Source organism: Alphaproteobacteria bacterium, from assembly GCA_033344895.1.
Taxonomy (GTDB): Bacteria; Pseudomonadota; Alphaproteobacteria; order UBA8366; family Aestuariispiraceae; genus Pacificispira.
Genome location: JAWPMN010000001.1, coordinates 1,563,132 through 1,583,771 on the forward strand (window position 1 = coordinate 1,563,132; position 20,640 = coordinate 1,583,771).

The following is a 20,640-nucleotide window of genomic DNA, read 5'->3' on the forward strand; positions in this document are numbered from 1 at the left end:
CCCTAGGGTCATTCTCAATGGTCGGCAGGTCTGCGCCGCGGGCATGTCGTCAGGTTTGCGCCGCGGGCGCAAGGGCGGGCGGTTTGTTACGGGGGTTTTGCCACTACGTCAATAGTGCGCCGTCCCGGCGCCTCGTTCCGAACGGCGCGGCAGCCATTGCCCGGCAAAGTTCCAGCATGCAGCCCCGCATCCGGGGATCCTTGATCCGGTAATAGGCCCGAATCAGATCGGCGATTTCCCGGCGCGGTGCCACAGCGGCGGGCGGCGGGTCCGCCTGCGGTGCGGAGCCTTCAGCCTCCCCGGAATCCGGGCCGGGATCCTGAAGCCCGTCGAAGAAATAGCCGATCGGGACTTCCAGGCGCCGCGAAAGATCGAACAGCCGGGCCGCCCCGATTCGGTTCGCGCCGCGTTCATATTTCTGTATCTGCTGGAAGGTCAGACCCAGCGAGGCGGCCAGTCGTTCCTGGCTGAGCCCCAGCAGCATGCGCCTCTGACGAAGGCGTCGGCCGACATGACAATCGACCGCAAACCGCCGGTCGGCCAGGGGGTCGTCGCCCCCCGCGCCCCCCGCCGTTTCAGCATGATCCGTCATGGCATCGTGTTCTTCCGTTCGGCCGGGCCTGCCATCCGAACCGACCCTCCCCTGTAACCATTCCGCGAAAATCGTCGGTACGCAGCGAACGGTTATCGTGAATTCTTCCAGCTGTGCAATTGGTACCCTCGGTGCGCCGTCCGGTCAACGTTTCCGGCTTTTCAAACCGATCGCCGACCTACAACCAGACCCGTTGCCGCAAGCGCGAGAATCATAACCAGTGGTAGAGTCATGCCGAGCTTCGAGAACAGGGTCGGCGGCTCAGCCGGCGGCAGGCGAAAATCCAGCACCCCGCGTGTCTCCAGCGGAATGCGGCCGATCTCCCGCCCGAAAGCATCGAAGGCGATCGACACGCCGGTATTGGCCGGACGAACCAGCGGCAACCCCTCCTCGACGGCCCGCAACCGGGCATGCTGCAGATGCTGATACGGGCCCGCGGTGCGACCATACCAGGCGTCGTTGGTGGCATTCAGCAGCCATTCCGGGCGGTCCGCGGGATCGGTCACCGCGCCGGGAAAGATCACCTCATAGCAGACCAGCGGCGAAAGGGGCGGCAGGCCCGGCAGCCGGATCGTTCGCGGGCCCGGGCCCGGGGAATAGTCGAGTGCCCCGGAGGCAACCCCGCCGAACGGCAGGTATCGGCCCAGCGGCACATATTCGCCGAAGGGCACCAGATGGGCCTTGTCGTAGGTTGCGACCACGCTGGCGTGATGATCCACTGCGACGATCGAATTGTGCAGTGCCTCCGGCTGTTTTGTCCGACGCGGCGCGCCGGTGATCAGATAACCACCCTCCGGCACGGCATAGCGCGCCATCGCAGCGCGATAATCGTCGCTGTTCTCGACCAGGAAGGCTGCGGCTGTCTCCGGCCATAGAATCGTACGGACCCAGTCGGGACGGTCCGCGACGCTATCCGTCAGGTGCATTTGCAGATTCCGCTCCCGGAAGGTGCTGCGCCATTTCTCGCGTTGCGGGATATTTGCCTGAACCATCCGGATGCCGGGTCGGGCCGGATCGGCCTGCTGTGCGACCGGGTCCGGCGCACCGGCCAGACGGACGGCACCGCCGGCATAGACCATCGCCGGAATCAACAATGCGGCGGCAAGGCCGGCTGCCGCCATCCGACCGCCATTCGCGGCCAACGCCGGCAGCGCACCGGACAAAAGCACCATTAGGCCGAGGCCGTAGAGCCCGACCAGCGCCGCCGCCTGGCTGAGCGGTTCCGTCCCGGACCAGAGGTATCCGAAAGTGTTCCAGGGAAATCCGGTCAGGAGCAGCCCGCGCAGGATGTCCGCACCGCCCAGTGCCGCCACGGTCAGCAGGATTCTGGCAACGCGCCGCTGCGGCCCGGGCCCCAGAAGCAGATGCGGCACCAGAAGCGCCAACCCGCCATAGATCGCCATCGCGCCCGGCAGGCCGATCAGCGCAAAGGGTATCATCCAGGCAAAACTGGCGGAGAAGACCAGCAGCGCGTTGGAAATCCAGTACCAGCCAACAAAGAAATAGCCGAACAGGAACCACCAGCCGGTCCCGAACGCCGCCTTCCGGCTGTGCGCGCCCTCCAGCATCCAGATCAGCGCAGGCAGGGTCAGAAAAGCGACCGGCCAGGCATCGACCGGCGGCAGGCCGAGCACGGTCAGAGCACCCAGTCCGAACAGCACGCCACGGCGCTGCCAGGGACCGAGCGCGGCCAACCGGCCCGGCAGGGCTGTCACAAACGGCGCGGCACCTCCGGCGGAGAGGCGATCGGTCATGTCAGGCTTCCTTCCGGGATAACAGCGGGGCGCGAAGCCCTATTCCGCCGCCTTGGCAGGGCTGGGAGGGGCCGGATCGTTCGCTGCGCCCGGCGGGCGATAGCGCAGCCGGATGCGCTTGATGCGCCGCGGATCCGCTTCCAGCACCTCGAATTCCAGGCCGGAGGATTCATGCGGTATCAGTTCGCCCCGTATCGGAACCCGCCCGGCCAGGGTAAAGACCAGACCTCCGATCGTGTCGATATCCTCTTCCCGCTCTTCCTCGGTCAGGATCGGGCCGATACGTTCCTCCAGGTCCTCGATGTCCAGGCGCGCATCCGCGATCCACGTGCCGTCCGGCTTGCGTTCGATCTTCGGGCCGCGGTCGATATCGTGCTCGTCCTCGATTTCGCCGACGATCTCCTCCACCAGGTCCTCGATCGTCACAAGGCCGTCAATGCCGCCATACTCGTCGACCACCAGCGCCATGTGCAGGCGGTTCATGCGCATCTGCAGCAGAAGATCCAGGACCCGCATGGACGGCGCCACAAACAGCACCTTGCGCATGACCTTGCGGATCGAGAAATTCTCGCGTGGTTCCGTCGTCGCGGCCAGCACATCCTTGATGTGGACCATGCCCAGCACGTCATCCAGGCTTTCGCGATGGACCGGGTACCGGGAATGCGGCTGGCGCGACATGATCGCGACCAGATCGTCCAGGCTGGTGTCGACCGGGACGGACACGATGTCCGCACGCGGCACCATCACGTCATAGGCCGTTTCCTCGCCAACATTCAGAATGTTGTCGATCAGGGCCCGTTCATCGGGATCAATGGGTGTGTCGCGATCGTCGTGCTGCTCCAGCAGCTCCTCGAAACTGTCGCGCAGCTGGGAATCCCCGTTTCGGCCGAGCAGCGCGCGTAAAAATCCACGCAAGCCGCCCGGCTTCCTAGAACTGGGTTCTCCCGCGCCGGGTTCGGCCGAGCCGCTGTCGCTCGTTGAAGTCTGGTCCGCCATGGTCCTCTCGAAAAATCGTCTCTAAACCGCTTCCGGCTTCTCTAGATAGGGATTCCCGATCCCCATTTCCGCCAGTATTTCCACTTCCAGCGCCTCCATCTCCTCCGCCTCGTCCGAGTCGATATGGTCGTAGCCGAGAAGATGCAAAACGCCGTGCACCGTCAGATGCGTCAGATGATCGTTGAAACTCTTGTCGCCCTCCACGGCCTCCCGTGCACAGGTTTCCCGCGCCAGCACGACATCGCCCAGGATCAGGGGCTGACCCGGCATCGGATCCTCACCGGCTTCGAAGGACAAGACGTTGGTCGGCTTGTCCTGCCCGCGGTAGTCCCGGTTCAGCTCCCGCACCTTGCCATCGTCCGCCAGAGCCACCGACAGTTCCAGCGGCCCGTCCGGGCCGGCCGCTTTCAGGGCCGCCTGTGCGGCAAGGCGCACCACGCCTTCGTCCGCATCGGACCAGTCGCCGGTCAGAACGGACACCGCGATATCCCAGTCGGCGGGGTCGCTCATCGCTTCGTTTCGCCCGACTTGGCCGCATCGCGGGCATCATAGGCCTGAACGATGCGCGCGACCAGCGGATGACGAACCACGTCCGACGCGTCGAACCGTATCATCTCGATGCCCTTCACGTCGGACAGTGTATGAACCGCCTCCGCGAGGCCGGAGATCTGGCCCGGCGGCAGATCGATCTGCGACAGGTCACCGGTAATGACCATGCGGCTGTTCTCGCCCAGACGGGTCAGGAACATCTTCATCTGCATCGCCGTCGTGTTCTGCGCCTCGTCCAGCAGCACGAAGGCGTTCTTCAGTGTCCGACCACGCATGAAGGCCAGCGGTGCGACTTCGATATCGCCGTTTTCGAGCTTCCGCGACACCTGATCCGCGGGCAGCGTGTCATACAGCGCGTCATAGATCGGCCTCAGATAGGGATCGACCTTCTCCTTCATGTCGCCGGGCAGGAAGCCCAACCGCTCGCCTGCCTCGACCGCCGGCCGGGACAGGATGATGCGCTCGACCTGACCGGCCAGATACATCGACACCGCCATGCAGACGGCCAGATAGGTCTTGCCGGTACCGGCAGGACCCAGACCGAAGACCAGGTCGTGGCCGTAGATCGCGTCGATATAGGCCGCCTGGGTCGGGGTGCGCGGCGCGATCTGGCGCCGACGGGTGCGGATAACCGGCTCCTGCTCACCGAACAGGTCCGTCGGCTGACCGGCCATGCGCAGGGCGGCATCGACATCGGCATCCTCGATGCGCTCACCGCCCTTGAGTCGCGAATAGAGGCGTTTCAGCCCGGCCTCGGCCAGGTCGACCGAATCCTTCGGCCCGGTCAGGGCGATCTGGTTGCCGCGATTGATCAGGGAGATCCCCAGCTGTGTCTCGATCCGGACAAGGTTCTTGTCGTGCTCGCCGAACAGTTCCGGCAGTAGGCGGTTGTCGTCGAAGTCGATGACGCGGGGCTCGACGGCCACGTCGCCTTGCGGGATCGAGTTCAAGCGCAGGCCCTTTCTTCGGGGGTGAGAGCGGCGATCCGACCGAACAGGCTGTAGGACCGCAGGGAATCGATATCGCAGTCGACGATCCGGCCGATCAGATCGGTCGGGCCGTCGATATGAACCGGCTGCAGATACGGAGAGCGGCCGACCAGCTGCCCCGGATACCGGCCGGTCTTCTCGATCAGGACCGGCAGCCGCTTGCCGACGCAGCCATGGTTGAACGCTTCCTGCTGCGCCTCCAGCAACTGGTTCAGCGCCGCCAGCCGATGGGACTTCACCTCCTCGGGCACGGCATCGGCCATGCCGGAGGCCGGTGTGCCGGGACGCGGCGAATACTTGAACGAGAAGGAGGAGGCGAATCCGATATCCGTCACCAGTTTCAGCGTCTCCGCAAATTCCGCATCCGTCTCACCCGGAAAGCCGACGATGAAGTCGGAGCTGAGCGCCAGATCCGGCCGACCGGCGCGCAGCCGGTCAACGATGCGGCGGAAATCGTCGGCGGTGTGCTTCCGGTTCATGGCCGCCAGAATCCGGTCCGAACCGCTTTGCACCGGCAGATGCAGATAGGGCATCAGCGCCGGCAGGTCAGCATGGGCCGCGATCAGTTCGTCATCCATGTCGCGCGGATGGCTGGTGGTATAGCGGATGCGATCCAGGCCGGGAATGTCGGCAAGCGCCCGGGTCAGCCGGCCTAGGCTCCATTCCTTCCCGTCGGCCCCGATGCCGTGATAGGCGTTCACATTCTGACCCAGCAGCGTGACCTCGCGCACGCCCTGCGCCACCATGCCTTCGGCTTCGCGCAGGATTGCCGCGACCGGGCGTGATTGTTCCGCGCCCCGCGTATAGGGCACCACACAGAATGTGCAGAACTTGTCGCAGCCTTCCTGGACCGTCAGGAAGGCCGTCACCCCCGCCGCCTGCCGCTCCTCGGGCAGGTGATCGAACTTGTCCTCCGTCGGGAAGTCGGTCTCGATCTGGCGCGCACCCGCCTCGCGGTCGGCACGGGCTATCAACTCCGGCAGCCGGTGATAGGTCTGCGGCCCGAAAACCATGTCCACCTGCGGCGCCCGGTTGAGGATTTCCTCGCCTTCCGCCTGGGCGACGCACCCGGCAACGGCCAGCATCATCCGGCCGCCGGTCTCGGATTTGCGGCCCTGCGCCTCACGCAGACGGCCCAGTTCGGAATAAACCTTCTCCGATGCCTTCTCCCGGATATGGCAGGTATTCAGAATGACGAGGTCCGCCCCTTCGGCCTCGGACGTCATCTCGAAACCCAGCGGACGCAGCGTCTCCAGCATGCGTTCGGAATCGTAGACATTCATCTGGCAGCCATAGGTCTTGATATGGACCTTGCGGGCGTTGCTGTCGGTGGTCTGTGTCATCGGCACTCTCGTCCTGCCAGGGGCAGAGTTTTAGCGGGCGGAAATTCGCGGTTGCGCGCCTGATAGGGCACGGGGCCGCCCTCCGTCAATGCCGCAGAAAATGCCGGCCCGGCCTGTCCCGTGCGGAATTCGCCCGCACCGCCGTGCCGAACACGGGTCATGCGGCGGTCGTCCCGACGACCGCCGGCAGCGAATGCCGGATTGCCGATAAGCGAATCGAAGAAGGGTGTGCGCTGCGCTGCATACCGCCTGTTCTTGCCGATCACGACCGTTCAGGTCATGCCCGGAGTCTAGCCCAACCCTGATTCGACTTCAAGGATCGACCGGCAGCGCCGACCGGGTTTCGACCGGCGTCGGACGCCCCCGTAGGGCGGATTCGACGCCCTTGGCACAGGCCGCTTGCGTACGGACTGCAAGCCCCTTGCGACCGCCGGATTCCGACAGACGGACGGGCTCATGAAAGACCACGTCGATCCCCAGCGTCCCGAGCCCGAGCCAGTCGATCAGATGCGGCGCCAGATCCATATCGCCAAACCAGGTGAAGTAGGGGCGGAAAGCCCGTCCCATCGGCATTCCATCCAGCCGTGAATAGGCAATCGACACCGGCTGGACCTCGATCTCGCCGGTGTCGGGAAACTCGATCGACGCCGCCTGGAACAGCGTCGACTTGAACGGCAGCACGCGGCCGCCATCGGTGCTGGTCCCCTCCGGGAACAGGACGAGGCAGCCGCCCTGCTCCAGCCGCTTTTTCATTTCGCCGAGATGATGCGCCGCCTTGCGCGGGTCGCGTTCGATGAAGATCGTGCGCTGCTGGACCGCCATCCATCCGAATATCGGCCAGTGCCGGACTTCGGCCTTCGACACGAAGGAGCAGGGCAGCAGCGCCCCCAGCGTTATGATGTCCAGATAGGACGCGTGATTGGCCACGACCATCACCGGCCGGTCCCGCACCGGCGTGCCCGTAACGGTCACGTCGATCCCGGCCAGCCGCAACACGTTGCGGTGCCATTTCATGGTGGTGGCCGGGGACATGCCCCTGGTGCCGAACGCGCTGCGCAGGTTCAGGCAGGTCATCCAGACCGTCCAGAGCGCAATCCCCGTCGCCCGGAGCCAGCCCAGCAGGCGGGACGGTTTCAGCGAGCCTTCAAGCGCCGGGAACCAGCCGGGCCGGCGTTCCGCCGGCGGCGGGACCGTGACGCCCGCCGGGATTCCGTTGCCGGGGTCAGCCGCGCTCATCTCCGCTTCCTTCGGCACCGCTTCCTTCACCGGCCTTGCGGGAATAGTGCTTGTAATAGCGACCGGTCACATTGTGGGTTTCAACCACGATGCAAACATCCGTCGTATCGAATTGCGGATCGATCACCGCCCCGTCACCGACATATCCGCCCAGACGCAGATAGCCCTTGATCAGCGGCGGGACCGCGGCCAGACCCTGGCGCCGGTCGATCTGGTCCGCCGGGAGGCGGTTCATCTCCACATGGCGCTCGGCCAGCGCAACCGGGCGCTTTTCCGGCGGCGCCAGATGATTGTGATAGAGGTAGCTGAGCGGCAGGGCCAGCGCATCGGGATCCGTGCCGGGGATGCTGGCGCAACCGAACATCAGATCGATGTCGTAATGAAAAACGTAGGCTGCGATGCCGCGCCACAGCAACTCCATGACATGGCGCGTGCGGTAAGCCTCGTCGACGCAGGATCGACCCAGTTCCAGGATCTCGCCCGGCTGCCCGGTAAGGGCGGAGATGTCATACTCATCCACCGTATAGAACTGGCCGTGGCGGGCGGCGGCCTCCCGGCGTGTCAGGCGGTACGTTCCGACAACCGATTCCGGCCCATCGCCGAGATCGCGATCCACGACGAGAAGATGGTCGGCCACCGCATCGAACGCGTCGAAATCGCGCTTGCGCGCCGCCATTTCCTCGGTCGGCTTGGCCGTCATTTCCTCGTAGAACACGCGATAGCGCAGTGCCTGCGACGCGTCGATGAAGCCTGGATCGCCTTCGGCCAGGCGGATTCCGAGATTGTTGCTGGTCAGCTGAGCCAGCGATGCATTCAGGGTACCGGGTGCGCTCACGTTTTGGCTTTCTTGTCCTTACGGTCCAGCCGCACACCGAACAGCTCCAGCCGGTGGTCGACCAGCCTGTATCCCAGAGATCGCGCGACGTCCTCCTGAAGCTTTTCGATCGCCTCGTTATGGAATTCGATCACGTCGCCGGAATCGATATCGATCAGATGATCGTGATGTTCGTCCGAGACTTCCTCGTAGCGGGCGCGACCATCGCCGAAATCGTGCCGGGTCAGGATCTCCGCCTCTTCCAGCAGGCGCACGGTCCGATAGACCGTCGCGATGCTGATCCGGGTATCCACTTCGGTCGCGCGCTGGTGCAATTGCTCGACGTCCGGATGGTCGACGCTTTCCGACAGAACACGGGCGATGACGCGCCGCTGCTCCGTCATCTTCAGGCCCTTTTCAGCGCAAAGTTTTTCAATGCGCTGTGGATCGCTTCCGTCAGCCATGGCGCCCCCTGCCGTCTCGGATTTGAGTTGGTCTACACTAACGGCAGGCGTGCCACGGATCAAACGTCTTGGAGCCGTCGCACGCCAGCGTTGCGTCACACGCCAAGCGACGGCATGCCGACCCGCCGGGGCCCGGCAATCCGCCGCTTACGCGTGACCGATCGATCCTGCCGCTTACTTGGATTTCCGGCTGCGTCGACCGAGCCCGATATCCTTCGCCAGCTTCGAGCGCTGCTTGGCATAGTTCGGGGCGACCATCGGATAGTCGGCCGGCAGACCCCAGCGCTCGCGATACTCTTCCGGCGTCATGTCGTAAGCCGTCTTCAGATGCCGCTTCAGCATCTTCAACTTCTTGCCGTCTTCCAGACAGATCAGATAGTCCGGATGCACCGACTTCTTGATCGAAACGGCGGGGATCGGCTTGTCGGCTTCCGGCTCCGGCGCTTTTCCGACCTGCTCCAGCGTGCGGTAGACCTGCTCGATCAGGCCCGACAGCTCGGAGGACGGGACGGAATTGTTGGAGACATGGGCAGCCACGATGTCGGAGGTCAGCTGCAGCAATTCCGAAGAGCTGATATCCGTTTCATTTGATTCCGCCATTTTGCGACCTTTCATTCAATGCAGGTTCACGCAAACACCTAAGATGCGAACCCTATATTTGTAACCGGCGACGTTTTTATTTCCCGCCTGACATCCATCAAGAAAGGGCAGTACTTCACTCGAAGCCTTTTTGAAGGACCTAAGGGACTTAGCAAGAAATGGTTAGTTGCCGCAAGAAAAGATTTGTCGCACCTAAACTAGTTTCAAGCCTCAGTTACGAAAACTTGTAGATGGGGTATTCTAGGACGTATGAAGTAGAAGTTTCTGCAATACCAATGCATCGGCGAAGCTTCCATCCGCACGGCGATAGTAATTCTTGCGGCGGCCGACTTCGGTAAATCCCAGACCGCGATACAGATGCATGGCGGCCGGGTTGTCGGTGCCGACCTCCAGGAAGACCTTGGCGGCGCCTTCCGAAGCCATTCTTTTCATGCCCACATCGAGCAGCTGTGACGCGACACCGGCCCGGCGGCATTCCGGTGCAACGCCGATGGACAGCACCTCCGCCTCGTCGGCAATGACACGGGCCAACAGAAAGCCGACCGGCAGCGGGTCGCCGTTGTCCGGATCGTCGATGCGAAGCGCCACGCATCCCCATGTTCCGAAAGCCGCCATCAGTTCGCGAACCGACGGCTCGGGCCAGGGGTCGTCGAAAGACCGGGCATAAAGGGCGGCAATGACCCGGAACGCCTCCGTCCCGACCGAACGGACCTGAATCGCGGTCATGCGCCTGCGGGGCGCCGGGCCCGATCACGGGATGGCGCCGAGACATCCGGCGCACGGAGGTACAACGGCACGGCCGGCGCCGGCCGCCCCTCCGACAGCATGCGCGCCGCCAGCACAGCGACCCGGGCGGGATCCGGATAGGCGGACACGGCGGCGACACGACCGGCTCCCATGGTGGCGACCGCCTGCTCGGCCAGATCGCCGGCAACGATCAGATGGTCCGCCTGCGCATCCGCGCCGGACGGGCCCTTCGTGTCAGACAGACCCAGGGCATCCGGCAGGGCCGCCAGACCGCCGGAAAGCGCCACCGGTCCGTCGCCTTGCCACCCCGATTCCGACGCCCTGAAAATCTCGATAAAGGGGTCCGGCCGACGGCTGTCCAGGACGACGACCAGCGTCGATGCCGGTGCGACAGGTACCAGCGCGGCAAGCGCCTCCGTCACACTGACCCCGATTACCGGGCAGCCTGCAGCCCGCCCAATGCCCTGGGCGGCGGCAATACCGATCCGGACGCCGGTGAAGGCTCCCGGCCCGACGGTCACCCCGATCGCGTCGAGTGCTTCGGCGCTTCGGCCAGCGGTCTCCAGCACCTCCTGCATCATCGGCACGATGCGCTCCGCCTGCCCCCGCCGCATGATCTCCTGGCAGGTCGCCAGGGTGGCATCGCCTTCCGTCACGGCGGCGGAACAGGCGGATCCAGCACAATCCAGACCCAGTATCAGCATGGCGGCAAGGCCCCGAAAATCACGGTATGGCAGATCGCGCGACCCTGCCCCGCATGACGCGCCAAGGCAAGTGCAATGCCCGCAAAATGCCGGAGATTCGGATTGTTAACAGCGGGTCAGCATGGTTAATTTTCGCCCTTCCGGACAGGGTTTGCAATCTCAGGAGGCACGGATGGCGTTTGGGAAGATTTGCGCATCGACACTGCGCCGTGGGCTTGCGGCGGCGATGCTGGCCGCGGGACTTGCCGGCCCGGCTCTGGCGCAGAATGCGCAGCCGGCCCCTGCACCGGACGGCCAGACGGATGCCCGCACCGCCGCCGTTGTCCTGATGTATCATCGCTTCGGCGAGAGCGAACATCCCAGCACCAGCGTCAACATGGATCAGTTCGAGGCGCATGTCGCCGAACTGACCAATGGGGATTTCAACGTTGTGCCCCTGACCGAGATCGTCGACGCCCTGAGGGCCGGCCGCGCATTGCCGGACCGGACCGTCGCGATCACCATCGATGACGCCTATTCTTCGGTGTTCGAGCGCGCCTGGCCGATCCTGCAGCGCGAGAAGCTGCCCTTCACGCTTTTCGTCGCGACAGAGCCCGTGGATCGCGGCATTCCCGGCTACATGTCCTGGGATCAGATCCGGCAGTTGCACGATGCCGGTGTGACGATCGGCAGCCAGGCGGTGACGCATCCGCACATGCCGACGCAATCGACGGCACGTAACCGGTTGGAGCTGGCGGATTCGGCGAAGCGCATTGCCGACCAGATCGGCGCGACGCCGACGCTGTTCGCCTATCCCTACGGCGAAACCAGCGCCGAGATCATGCAACTGACCGCGGAAGCAGGTTATCAGGCGGCGTTTGGGCAGCATTCCGGCGTCGCGAACACGACCAGCGACCGCTATTATCTGCCGCGCTTTCCGATCAATGTGAATTATGGCGGGATCGACCGCTTCCGCCGGCTCATCAACACCCGCCCGCTCTGGGTGTCGAGCCTGACCCCGAAGGATCCGCTGCTGCCCGCCGACGGGCCCGGCAATCCGCCCGCCTTCGGGTTTTCAGTGAACGGCGACTCTGCGGATCTGGGAACGCTGAACTGCTATCATTCCGATACGAGCCGGATCACTCAGTTCGAACGGCTGGGCAACCGGATCGAAGTGCGTTTCGACGCCCCCTTCGCGGCGGGCCGCACGCGGATCAACTGCACCATGCCGACCCGGGACGGGCGGTGGCGCTGGTTCGGCATGCAGTATTACGTCGCCCCGCCCAACTGACGTATCGGCGAATCCGAGCCCGCAACGGCAGGAAAGGACCGGCCGTCAGGCGCGCGCGTCGCGCAGCCTGGCCCGGTCGAACGGACGCAGCTTGTTTGTGGAAATCATGCTGCGCACGAAGTCGATATATTCGCGCCCTTTCTCCGAATAGGATTCCAGCCCGTCGGCCAGGGTCATGCCGTTGATACCGGCCCCCTGGCGCCGCAGATTGGCGCGGATATCCCGGAAATCGCGATAGGCGCGATGCGTGTTCAGATTCTTGATATAGGCCATCACCGCCTGAAGCGGCGTGTCGAAGGCGCGAATCTTGTGCGTCATGCCTTCGACGCGCTGTTCCGGGACGATCCCGTCGGCATCGTCCCCCCAGACCCATTGGCCGAACAGCGCATTGCCCTCGCGGGCGAAGCGCGACGTGCCCCAGCCACTCTCGATGGCCGCCTGGGCCAGGGCGAGCGACGGCGGGACCACATCGACCCGGCGCATCAGGATGTCCCAATCGCCTTCCTCGACGCGATACATCTCGAACTGCTCGGCCAGCCAGTCGCTGTCCTCGGCGCTCAGGGTCGCGCCCGATTCCTCCAGTTCGCGCAGTTCCGCGATCCGCGACCGGTCGGCCTCAAGCCGCTCATTGGCAATCAGCACCAGCGGCAGCACCATCTTGAAGAAGACGGCCTTGCGGCGCGGAATGTCCTGGATTTCCTCAAGGTCGGCCGGCACGGATTCCGCGACGAGGCGCGGCACGTCGCTGACCCGCGCCCGGATGTCCGACAGCCGATAATCCAGCGCGTCGAATTCTTCCTCCAGCGATGCCACACTGAAGGACGGCACCGGCGCTGCGGAGACGTCCCGGGCGGGCAGTTCCGGTACCGGCACGCTGATTTCGGCCGGAGTCGACGCGTTGACCGGCGAGGGGGGCGGACTCAGATCCGTCGGCAACAGCGAAACCGGAATGCGCGGCGCGGCCGGCACCTCGATGGAGGCGCGGTCCTGGCGCAGCGTGTCAGTCAGGGATTGCGGCGTCTGCAGTATGGAGACGGCCAGCACGGCGCCAACCCCGGCGGCGAAACCGAGGCCGAACAGCGGCAGCCATCGCTCATTGCGCCCAAGTTGAGGCGTCATGCCGCCCATCATTGTAGCGTCAGTCATCTATCTACCCGATCCTCTTTCCACGCTGCAGACCCCTGCAGCAAACACAAACGTCCCCCCGGGGCAAAAGCCGCCGAGGTCGGGTGCCAGGGTATGTGGTACCGAGTTGGACCGGGTCGTCCCGTTTCTTCGGGCATCCCGGTCCGGTCTGTGCTCCTGATCGGATCCGCTTTCCGCCGCCTTTAGGCGGTGGCGCGGACCTCCGTCACTTCGGGGATGTAATGCCGCAGCATGTTTTCGATCCCCATCTTCAACGTGGCGGTAGAGCTGGGGCAGCCTGCACAGGCCCCCCGCATGGTCAAAAACACCACGCCTTGCTTGAAGCCGTGGAAAACAATGTCGCCCCCGTCCTGCGCCACCGCCGGGCGCACACGGGTTTCCAGCAACTCACGAATCTGGCCCACGACGGCCTCGTCTTCCGGATCGTACTGGGTGCCGGCCTCGGCGGACGCCTGCGCGACCCCCTCGCCGGACCCGGCCAGTACCGGACGGCCCGCCGTGAAGTGTTGCATGATGACGCCCAGAATGGACGGTTTCAGCACGTACCATTCGCGGTCGTCGGCCTTGCTGACGGAAATGAAATCCTGACCCAGAAAGACCGCGGTCACGCCCTCGATCTCGAACAGGGCGTCCGCCAGAGGCGACACGCCTTCCGCGGAAGCGGCGTCCGGAAAATCGATCGGGTCCGCCCCGTCCAGAACCGCGCGCCCCGGCAGAAACTTCAGGGTGGCCGGGTTCGGCGTCTGTTCGGTCTGAATAAACATCGCGTCCTCACCAAATCCATAGGGGCCGGCAACGCGCGCGGCGCGCGCCCGACGGGGGATAAATGGCCTTTGAAGCCGTCAGGTCAACCCCAAAGCCTGGAACCCATCCTCAAGTAAGTTGTTCCACCTGTTCCACGGACAGCGATCCCGGCACGATGGTCAGCGGCACCCGCATGCGCGATCCGCCCTGTTTCATCATGTAGCTGATGATCGGGCCCGGACCTTCGCTGTCCGTGCTCGCGGCCAGAACCACGATCGAGATCGACGGATCTTCGTCGAGCAGGGCCAGCAGCTCCTCGCCGCGCTTGCCCTCCCGAACCAGCAGGATCGGGATCGAACCCGAAATCTCCTGCGCCCGCGTGGACAGGTCGCTCAGCCGCGCCTCCGCTTCCTCTCGGCGTTCCTGCTGGATCAGCTCGCCCACGCCCAGCCAATGGTGGAACTCGGCCGGCTCCTGAACATAGAGAAGGGCGACACGCCCCCCGGTGTTCTTGGCCCTGAGGCAGGCGAAACGGAGGGCGACCTCCATTTCCTCGCTGTCGTCCACGACGACCAGAAAGACGCGTTGTCTACTCTCGTCCTCCGCGCTTGTCGTCATTTGATCCCCTGTGCGCGTTATCGTTATGGCCGGGCAGTCTATCATTCCCGCCCGGCCGGATGTAAGCGATTTCGCGGCAGCATTGGCCTAGACGGAAGGATCAGCTGTTGCGGCGCAGAATTCGGCCCGCGAGATAGAGCGATCCACAAATCAGCAGGCGCGCCGGATCGGAGTCGCCGGCCAGCCGCTCTACCGCGGCAGGGATGTCGGCCGCGGCGTGAACATTCTGAATGCCCGCCGCCTGCGCCATTTCGGCCAGCACCGGCGCCGGGAAGGCATTTTCCTCCCCGGGAATCGCCACTGACTGGAATGCGGCAAGATACGGGGCGAGCGGTCGCAGGAAGTCCGTCGCGGCCTTGCTGTTCATCATCCCGCAAATCGCGTGGACCGGACGCGGCGCGCCGAAATCGCGACGATCCTCCGACGCCCAGCGGGCCAGCTCATCGGCCAGAATCGTTCCCGCCGCGGCATTATGTCCGCCATCCAGCGTTATCGACCAGCCCGGCAGTGCTTCGGCAATCGGCCCGCGGCTCAGGGTCTGCAGCCGCGCCTGCCATTCAATGCGGCCGAGCCCGTCGCGCAATGCCGATTCCGGCAGATCGAAACCCTGATCCCGCAGCACCAGCGCCGCCGCAACCGACGTCGCCGTGTTGAGCAGTTGATGGCGACCTTTCAGGTTCGGCGCGGGCAGGGAACCGCTCCAGGCGGCACTGTCGAACCAGATTCCGCCCTCCGCATCCGGCTGTGCCGTCCATTCCAGACCGAACCGGGCCAGCGGTGCCCCGACCGATTGGGCATAATCGGTGACCACGGACAGCGCCTCATCGGTCTGCGGTCCGATGACGGATGGGGTGCCTGCCTTCTGGATATGCGCCTTCTCCGTGGCAATCTGCCGCAGGGTGTCGCCCAGAAACTGTACATGATCGATGGATATCGGCGTGATGACCGTCGCCGCCGGCCGGTCGACCATATTGGTCGAATCCAGTCGCCCACCGAGACCGGTCTCCAGCAGCAGCAGATCGGCCGGGTTGTCGGCGAAGGCCTTGAAGGCCGCGCAGGTCGTGATCTCGAAAAAGGTGATCGGGCGGTTCTCGTTCACGGTCTCGCAGTATTCGAGCAGCTCCGTGAGCGCGGCCTCGTCGATCAGGTCCCCGGCCAGCCGGATGCGCTCATGGAAACGGGCCAGATGCGGCGAGGTATAGACATGCACGCGGTAGCCGGCGGCCTCCGCAATGGCGCGCAGCGCGGCTATGGTGGATCCTTTGCCATTGGTCCCGGCGACATGGACCACCGGCGGCAGCCTGTCCTGCGGCCGGCCGAGCCGCTCCAGCAGGTCCCGGGTTCTGCCCAGGGACAGGTCGATGACCTTGGGGTGCAGGCGCATCAGGCGGGCGAGCACTTCATCGCTCGCCAGCTCCGGCGCGTCGAGGGTGAAGGGGGCGGCGGTCATGGGGTGTCCGGCGCGGCGGCCAACTCCGTCAGGAGGATGAGGTCAGGCGGACTTTCCGTCGCTGCTTTCGGCGCCGGCCGCCGGCTTCGGAATGGCCAGATCACCGTCGTCGCCGTCGGTGTCCTCAACGGACGACCTGGTATCGGCGCGGTTCCGGCCATCCATCAGCAGGCCGATCAGATTGGCCAGCGTCTCACGTTGTTTCGCACGCGGAACGATCAGATCGATCATGCCGTGGTCCAACAGGTATTCCGCGGTCTGGAAGCCTTCGGGCAGGGTTTCGCGCACCGTCTGTTCGATGACATCGCGTCCGGCAAAACCGATCCGTGTGCCCGGTTCGGCAATATGGATATCGCCCAGCATCGCGAAGCTGGCGGAAACACCGCCCGTGGTCGGGTCGGTCAGCAGCACGATATAGGGCAGACCGGCTTCCTTGACCTCCTCGACGGCAATCGTCGTGCGCGGCAGCTGCATCAGCGACAGGAAGCCTTCCTGCATGCGCGCGCCGCCGGAGGACGGAATGGCGATCAGCGGGGCCTGCTGCATGACGGCGAGGCGCGCGGCGGTCAGGAAGCCTTCACCGACCGCCATGCCCATGGACCCGCCCATGAAATCAAAGTTGAACGCCGCGACGACGACCGGACGACCCTCGACCTTGCCGTGCGCGACGGTGATCGCCTCGCCGGTTTCGGATTTGGCCTGGGCCTCTTTCAGGCGGTCGGTGTAGCGCTTCTTGTCCCGGAACTTCAGCGGATCGATCTTGACCCGGGGCAGCTCGACCTTGGTATAGGCGCCGTCATCGAAAAGATGCTGCAGCCGCTTTTCCAGCGGCAGCCGCAGATGATGGCCGCAGTGCTGACAGACATGGACATGGGTTTCCAGGTCGCGGTGAAAGATCATCTGCCCGCAACTCTGGCACTTGTGCCAAAGATTGTCCGGAACATCGGTCTCGCCGACCAGCGCCTTGATCTTGGGTTTGACCCAGTTCGTCAGCCAGTTCATGCAAATTTCCCCTTAACCGCGTACACCCTGGGCCAGGGCGGCGACATAGTCCAGCACCGCCTTGGCACATCCCGGCAACGGCGCGCCTTCCGCATCCAGATTGGTGCGCACCTTGTCGACGATGGCGGAACCGACAACCGCCGCATCGGCGGCCTGCGCGATCTCACCCGCCTGTTGCGGCGTCTTGATGCCGAAACCGACGACGATCGGCAGATCGGTATGACGACGAATTCGCGTCACCGCGCCGCGCACCGGGTCGGCCTGGATTTCCTTCGTGCCGGTGATGCCCAGAATGGAGATGTAATAGACAAAGCCGGACGTGTTCTGCAGCACCGTCGGCAGGCGTTTGTCATCGGTGGTCGGCGTCGCCAGGCGAATGAAATTCACCCCGGCCTTCACTGCCGGAATGCACAGTTCCGCGTCTTCCTCCGGCGGCAGATCGACCACGATCAGGCCGTCGACGCCCGCATCCTTCACATCGGCAAGGAAGCGGTCGACACCGTAGGAATAGATCGGGTTGTAATACCCCATCAGCACCAGCGGCGTGTCCGGATGGGCGGCGCGGAATTCGCGCGCCATCGCCAGGGTCTTCACCATGGTCTGGCCCGCCTTCAGCGCCCGCAGGCCGGCCGCCTGGATCGCCGGACCGTCGGCCATCGGATCCGTGAAGGGCATCCCGATCTCGACGATATCGGCGCCCGCCGCCGGCAGACCCAGCAGAATTTCCCGCCCGACCTCGTAGTTCGGATCGCCGGCCGTGACATAGGTTACAAGACCGCCCCGGCCTTCCTGTTTCAGCGCCGCAAACTTTGCGGCAATCCGGCCGGAATCCGGCGTAATCGACACCGCCGCCTCGCTCACAGTTCAACCCCCAGTATATTGGCCACGGTGGCGACGTCCTTGTCGCCCCGACCGCACAGATTCATCACGATGATATGGTCCTTGGGCAGCGTCGGCGCGATCTTGGTGACATGCGCCAGGGCGTGCGACGGCTCGAGCGCCGGAATGATGCCCTCGGTCCGGCACAGCAGCTGGAACGCCTCGACGGCGTCCGCATCGGTCGCGGATACGTAATTCACGCGGCCGGTATCCTTCAGCCAGGAATGTTCAGGACCGATGCCCGGATAGTCCAGCCCGGCCGAGATCGAATACGGCTCCACGACCTGGCCATCCTCGTCCTGGATCAGATACATGCGGTTGCCGTGCAGGACACCCGGCCGGCCGCCGGTCAGCGACGCAGCATGTTCGCCCGTCTCGATCCCGTGGCCCGCCGCCTCGACGCCGACGATGTTCACGCCCTCGTCATCCAGGAAGGGATGGAACAGGCCCATCGCGTTGGACCCACCGCCGATGCAGGCGACCAGCGTGTCCGGCAGGCGCCCTTCGGCCTCCAGCATCTGTTCCTTCGTCTCGTTGCCGATCACCGACTGGAAGTCGCGTACCATGGCCGGATAGGGATGCGGCCCGGCGACGGTCCCGATGATGTAGAAAGTGTTCTCGACATTGGCGACCCAGTCGCGCATCGCCTCGTTCAGCGCGTCCTTCAACGTCTTGGAGCCGCTTTCCACCGCCTCGACCTCGGCGCCCAGAAGCTTCATGCGAAAGACGTTCGGCGCCTGACGCGCGACATCGACCGAGCCCATATAGACCTTGCACGGCATGTCGAACAACGCACAGGCCGTGGCGGTCGCAACGCCGTGCTGACCGGCACCGGTCTCGGCGATGATCCGCGTCTTGCCCATGCGGCGCGCCAGCAGGATCTGGCCCATCACATTGTTGATCTTGTGGCTGCCGGTGTGGTTCAGCTCATCGCGCTTGAAATAGATTTTCGCGCCGCCCAGACGCTCGGTCAGGCGCTTGGCGAAATACAGCGGGCTGGGCCGGCCGACATAGTGCTTCGCATAATAGTCGATTTCCGCCTGATAGGACGGGTCGGCCTTGGCGTCCTCATAGGCCTGCTGCACGTCCAGGATCAGCGGCATCAGCGTTTCCGCGACAAATCGGCCGCCATAGATGCCGAAACGTCCGGCTTCGTCCGGCCCGGTGCGATAGGAATTGAGCTGTTTCATTGATGAAAACCTCGGCTATCCGTGATCCCCCCACGGATTCCGCAGCCCCGCCGCGGAGATTCTTCAGACTTCAAAGCGGGGTTCTAGACCAGCGTCCGGGGTGTGTCCATATGGCTGCGTCGCGGCGGCGGGTTCCGCCCTGATTACGGAAAATCGGCCCGGGCGGTGACGGTCGACAGATCGAAGCCGGAATCCAGCGCCCGCAACTCCACATCCAGCCCGTTCTGCGCCAGGCCTTCCTCCGCCGACTGGAAGGGGAAGACGACGACCAGCGTATTGCCGCTGGATTGGCTTCGATCGATCTGGCCCCGGTTGGTGGAACCGTCGATCAGTTCCTCGCCGACCTTCACGCGCAAGGCCCCGCCCTCGATGGCCGACAGCGCATCGGTGAAGCCAAGCGAGTTCACGCCCTCGACATGCAGACGGATCTGGGAGAAGGCGGTGCCGGATTCTGTATAGAACCGGTAATCCCGGATGGCCTCGGCACCACCGACGCCTTCGGATCGTTCCTCGACGGCCGCGGTGGAATTGACGGCGATGGTGCGATAGGCGCCGCGCCCCTCGAAGGTCAGATCACCCTCCGGATCGCGCAGTTCCACGATGGACAGATAGTCCAGCGACCCGATGCCGCCGGTCGCGGCCGATATGCGGATGTCCGACAGCTGCGCCGCCGTGAAGACCGACCCGTTGGCAATGGGGGTTCCGACGCCGTCGAACAGCCCGGCCTCGGCCGTGCCGCCCAGTTCGCTGCGGATCGACACGGTGTAATGGGTTGCGGTGGCGCTCTGGTTGCCGATCAGCAGGTCGGACAGCCGCACCTCATCCCCTGCGGCGACGGATACGCCCTTCACAAAGGCGCTGGACAGCGCGCCCTCGCGCGCCACACCGGACAGCGTGTCGCCGAAAACGACGCCTTCCGACGGCCGTCTCGTGAAATCGAGGAATTTGGGAACGGCCACCGGTTCCGCCGCGGTGTCTTCCAGCAGCCCCGCCTGTTCCGCTGCCGATATGAGCTGTGCCAGCAGGGAATTCTGCAGCGTCGTTTCCGCCGGGTTGCGAATGTCGGGATTGTCGTTGCGGATCGCCTCGGACAGCGTTTCCTGGACCCGCAGAAATCCGGCGCGGGTGTCCTGCAGGCGGCTTTCGAAGCTGGCTGTCAGCGATGCCAGGATCAGGAAATTGTCCAGCGCAAGCTGCAGCGGGCGCGACTGAATGCCCGCGGTGTCCGACGTGAAGCCGCTGAAGGTCCTGTCGCCGATCTGATTGAGGACGTTGAAACCCGCCGGTTCCACAACCGTGGACTGGATGGCCCGCACGAGCGGGTCCGACCGCTGAAACGGCGTGAAGGCCAGTGTCGTGAACACACTGCCCGGATCGAAAACGGTTACAGCCACGGTTTACCGCCGCCCCTAATGGCGACCGGCGATTCTACCGGTCGGGAGCCGACATTCTGTCGCGGTGTGCGTCGGGTCCGCTCACAGAAGACCCGGCACCCCTCTCTCCAAAGGCACCGGGTCGAGCGCCCGCGCGGAGCTTCTCTCTCCAATTCAAAA

At 64.6% G+C, this 20,640-nt stretch carries 21 protein-coding genes; 1 reads left to right on the plus strand and 20 read right to left on the minus strand.

What is annotated here, in order from left to right:
- Positions 1-103: 103 nt before the first annotated feature.
- The 12 genes from R8L07_07640 to tsaB all read right to left on the minus strand — a co-directional run bounded on the left by R8L07_07640 (position 104) and on the right by tsaB (position 10,788).
- Complete coding sequence (locus R8L07_07640; protein MDW3205404.1) at positions 104-592, minus strand: helix-turn-helix domain-containing protein; 489 nt, start codon at positions 590-592, stop codon at positions 104-106.
- Between the two features lie 161 nt (positions 593-753).
- Positions 754-2,346 carry an apolipoprotein N-acyltransferase gene (gene lnt / locus R8L07_07645; protein MDW3205405.1) on the minus strand — a complete coding sequence of 531 codons (1,593 nt, stop codon included), beginning with the start codon at positions 2,344-2,346 and terminating at the stop codon, positions 754-756.
- A gap of 39 nt (positions 2,347-2,385) precedes the next feature.
- Positions 2,386-3,342: a hemolysin family protein gene (locus tag R8L07_07650; protein MDW3205406.1), complete on the minus strand. Its 957-nt coding sequence runs from the start codon at positions 3,340-3,342 to the stop codon at positions 2,386-2,388.
- Between the two features lie 21 nt (positions 3,343-3,363).
- Positions 3,364-3,852: an rRNA maturation RNase YbeY gene (gene ybeY / locus R8L07_07655; protein ID MDW3205407.1), complete on the minus strand. Its 489-nt coding sequence runs from the start codon at positions 3,850-3,852 to the stop codon at positions 3,364-3,366.
- On the minus strand, positions 3,849-4,841 hold the full coding sequence (locus R8L07_07660; GenBank protein MDW3205408.1) for a PhoH family protein: 993 nt from the start codon (positions 4,839-4,841) through the stop codon (positions 3,849-3,851). Before R8L07_07660 ends, ybeY begins: the two co-directional genes overlap by 4 nt.
- Complete coding sequence (gene miaB, locus R8L07_07665; protein MDW3205409.1) at positions 4,838-6,223, minus strand: tRNA (N6-isopentenyl adenosine(37)-C2)-methylthiotransferase MiaB; 1,386 nt, start codon at positions 6,221-6,223, stop codon at positions 4,838-4,840. The genes R8L07_07660 and miaB overlap by 4 nt, the downstream gene beginning before the upstream one ends.
- Before the next feature lie 312 nt (positions 6,224-6,535).
- Positions 6,536-7,459, minus strand: a complete 924-nt coding sequence (locus tag R8L07_07670) for a lysophospholipid acyltransferase family protein (GenBank protein ID MDW3205410.1) — start codon at positions 7,457-7,459, stop codon at positions 6,536-6,538.
- Positions 7,446-8,294 carry a GNAT family N-acyltransferase gene (locus R8L07_07675; GenBank protein MDW3205411.1) on the minus strand — a complete coding sequence of 283 codons (849 nt, stop codon included), beginning with the start codon at positions 8,292-8,294 and terminating at the stop codon, positions 7,446-7,448. Before R8L07_07675 ends, R8L07_07670 begins: the two co-directional genes overlap by 14 nt.
- The gene (locus tag R8L07_07680) at positions 8,291-8,737 is read right to left on the minus strand and encodes a Fur family transcriptional regulator (GenBank protein ID MDW3205412.1); all 447 of its coding nucleotides are present in this window, start codon (positions 8,735-8,737) and stop codon (positions 8,291-8,293) included. The genes R8L07_07675 and R8L07_07680 overlap by 4 nt, the downstream gene beginning before the upstream one ends.
- A 174-nt stretch (positions 8,738-8,911) precedes the next feature.
- A complete protein-coding gene (locus R8L07_07685) occupies positions 8,912-9,337 on the minus strand; it encodes a MucR family transcriptional regulator (protein MDW3205413.1) in 426 nt (141 codons plus the stop codon).
- A 240-nt stretch (positions 9,338-9,577) separates the two neighbouring features.
- Positions 9,578-10,063, minus strand: coding sequence for a GNAT family N-acetyltransferase (locus R8L07_07690; protein MDW3205414.1), 486 nt, complete (start codon positions 10,061-10,063; stop codon positions 9,578-9,580).
- Positions 10,060-10,788, minus strand: a complete 729-nt coding sequence (gene tsaB / locus R8L07_07695) for a tRNA (adenosine(37)-N6)-threonylcarbamoyltransferase complex dimerization subunit type 1 TsaB (protein ID MDW3205415.1) — start codon at positions 10,786-10,788, stop codon at positions 10,060-10,062. The genes R8L07_07690 and tsaB overlap by 4 nt, the downstream gene beginning before the upstream one ends.
- A gap of 172 nt (positions 10,789-10,960) precedes the next feature.
- Between tsaB and R8L07_07700 the strand changes: the two genes are divergently transcribed.
- Positions 10,961-12,058 (plus strand): polysaccharide deacetylase family protein, encoded by a 1,098-nt coding sequence (locus R8L07_07700; protein MDW3205416.1) that lies wholly within the window; start codon positions 10,961-10,963, stop codon positions 12,056-12,058.
- 45 nt (positions 12,059-12,103) lie between these two features.
- Here the strand turns inward: R8L07_07700 and R8L07_07705 are convergent, their stop codons facing one another.
- The 8 genes from R8L07_07705 to R8L07_07740 all read right to left on the minus strand — a co-directional run bounded on the left by R8L07_07705 (position 12,104) and on the right by R8L07_07740 (position 20,481).
- Entirely contained in the window at positions 12,104-13,204 is a 1,101-nt protein-coding gene (locus R8L07_07705; protein MDW3205417.1) for a glucosaminidase domain-containing protein, read from the minus strand.
- A 182-nt stretch (positions 13,205-13,386) separates the two neighbouring features.
- Positions 13,387-13,968: a NifU family protein gene (locus tag R8L07_07710; GenBank protein MDW3205418.1), complete on the minus strand. Its 582-nt coding sequence runs from the start codon at positions 13,966-13,968 to the stop codon at positions 13,387-13,389.
- A gap of 109 nt (positions 13,969-14,077) precedes the next feature.
- Positions 14,078-14,566: a universal stress protein gene (locus R8L07_07715; protein MDW3205419.1), complete on the minus strand. Its 489-nt coding sequence runs from the start codon at positions 14,564-14,566 to the stop codon at positions 14,078-14,080.
- Positions 14,567-14,666: 100 nt separating this feature from the next.
- On the minus strand, positions 14,667-16,016 hold the full coding sequence (locus R8L07_07720; protein ID MDW3205420.1) for a Mur ligase family protein: 1,350 nt from the start codon (positions 16,014-16,016) through the stop codon (positions 14,667-14,669).
- A gap of 42 nt (positions 16,017-16,058) precedes the next feature.
- A complete protein-coding gene (gene accD, locus R8L07_07725) occupies positions 16,059-17,018 on the minus strand; it encodes an acetyl-CoA carboxylase, carboxyltransferase subunit beta (protein ID MDW3205421.1) in 960 nt (319 codons plus the stop codon).
- A 12-nt stretch (positions 17,019-17,030) separates the two neighbouring features.
- Positions 17,031-17,858 carry a tryptophan synthase subunit alpha gene (gene trpA / locus R8L07_07730; protein ID MDW3205422.1) on the minus strand — a complete coding sequence of 276 codons (828 nt, stop codon included), beginning with the start codon at positions 17,856-17,858 and terminating at the stop codon, positions 17,031-17,033.
- 17 nt (positions 17,859-17,875) lie between these two features.
- Positions 17,876-19,087, minus strand: coding sequence for a tryptophan synthase subunit beta (gene trpB / locus R8L07_07735; protein MDW3205423.1), 1,212 nt, complete (start codon positions 19,085-19,087; stop codon positions 17,876-17,878).
- A 143-nt stretch (positions 19,088-19,230) separates the two neighbouring features.
- A complete protein-coding gene (locus tag R8L07_07740) occupies positions 19,231-20,481 on the minus strand; it encodes a hypothetical protein (protein ID MDW3205424.1) in 1,251 nt (416 codons plus the stop codon).
- Positions 20,482-20,640: the final 159 nt, after the last annotated feature.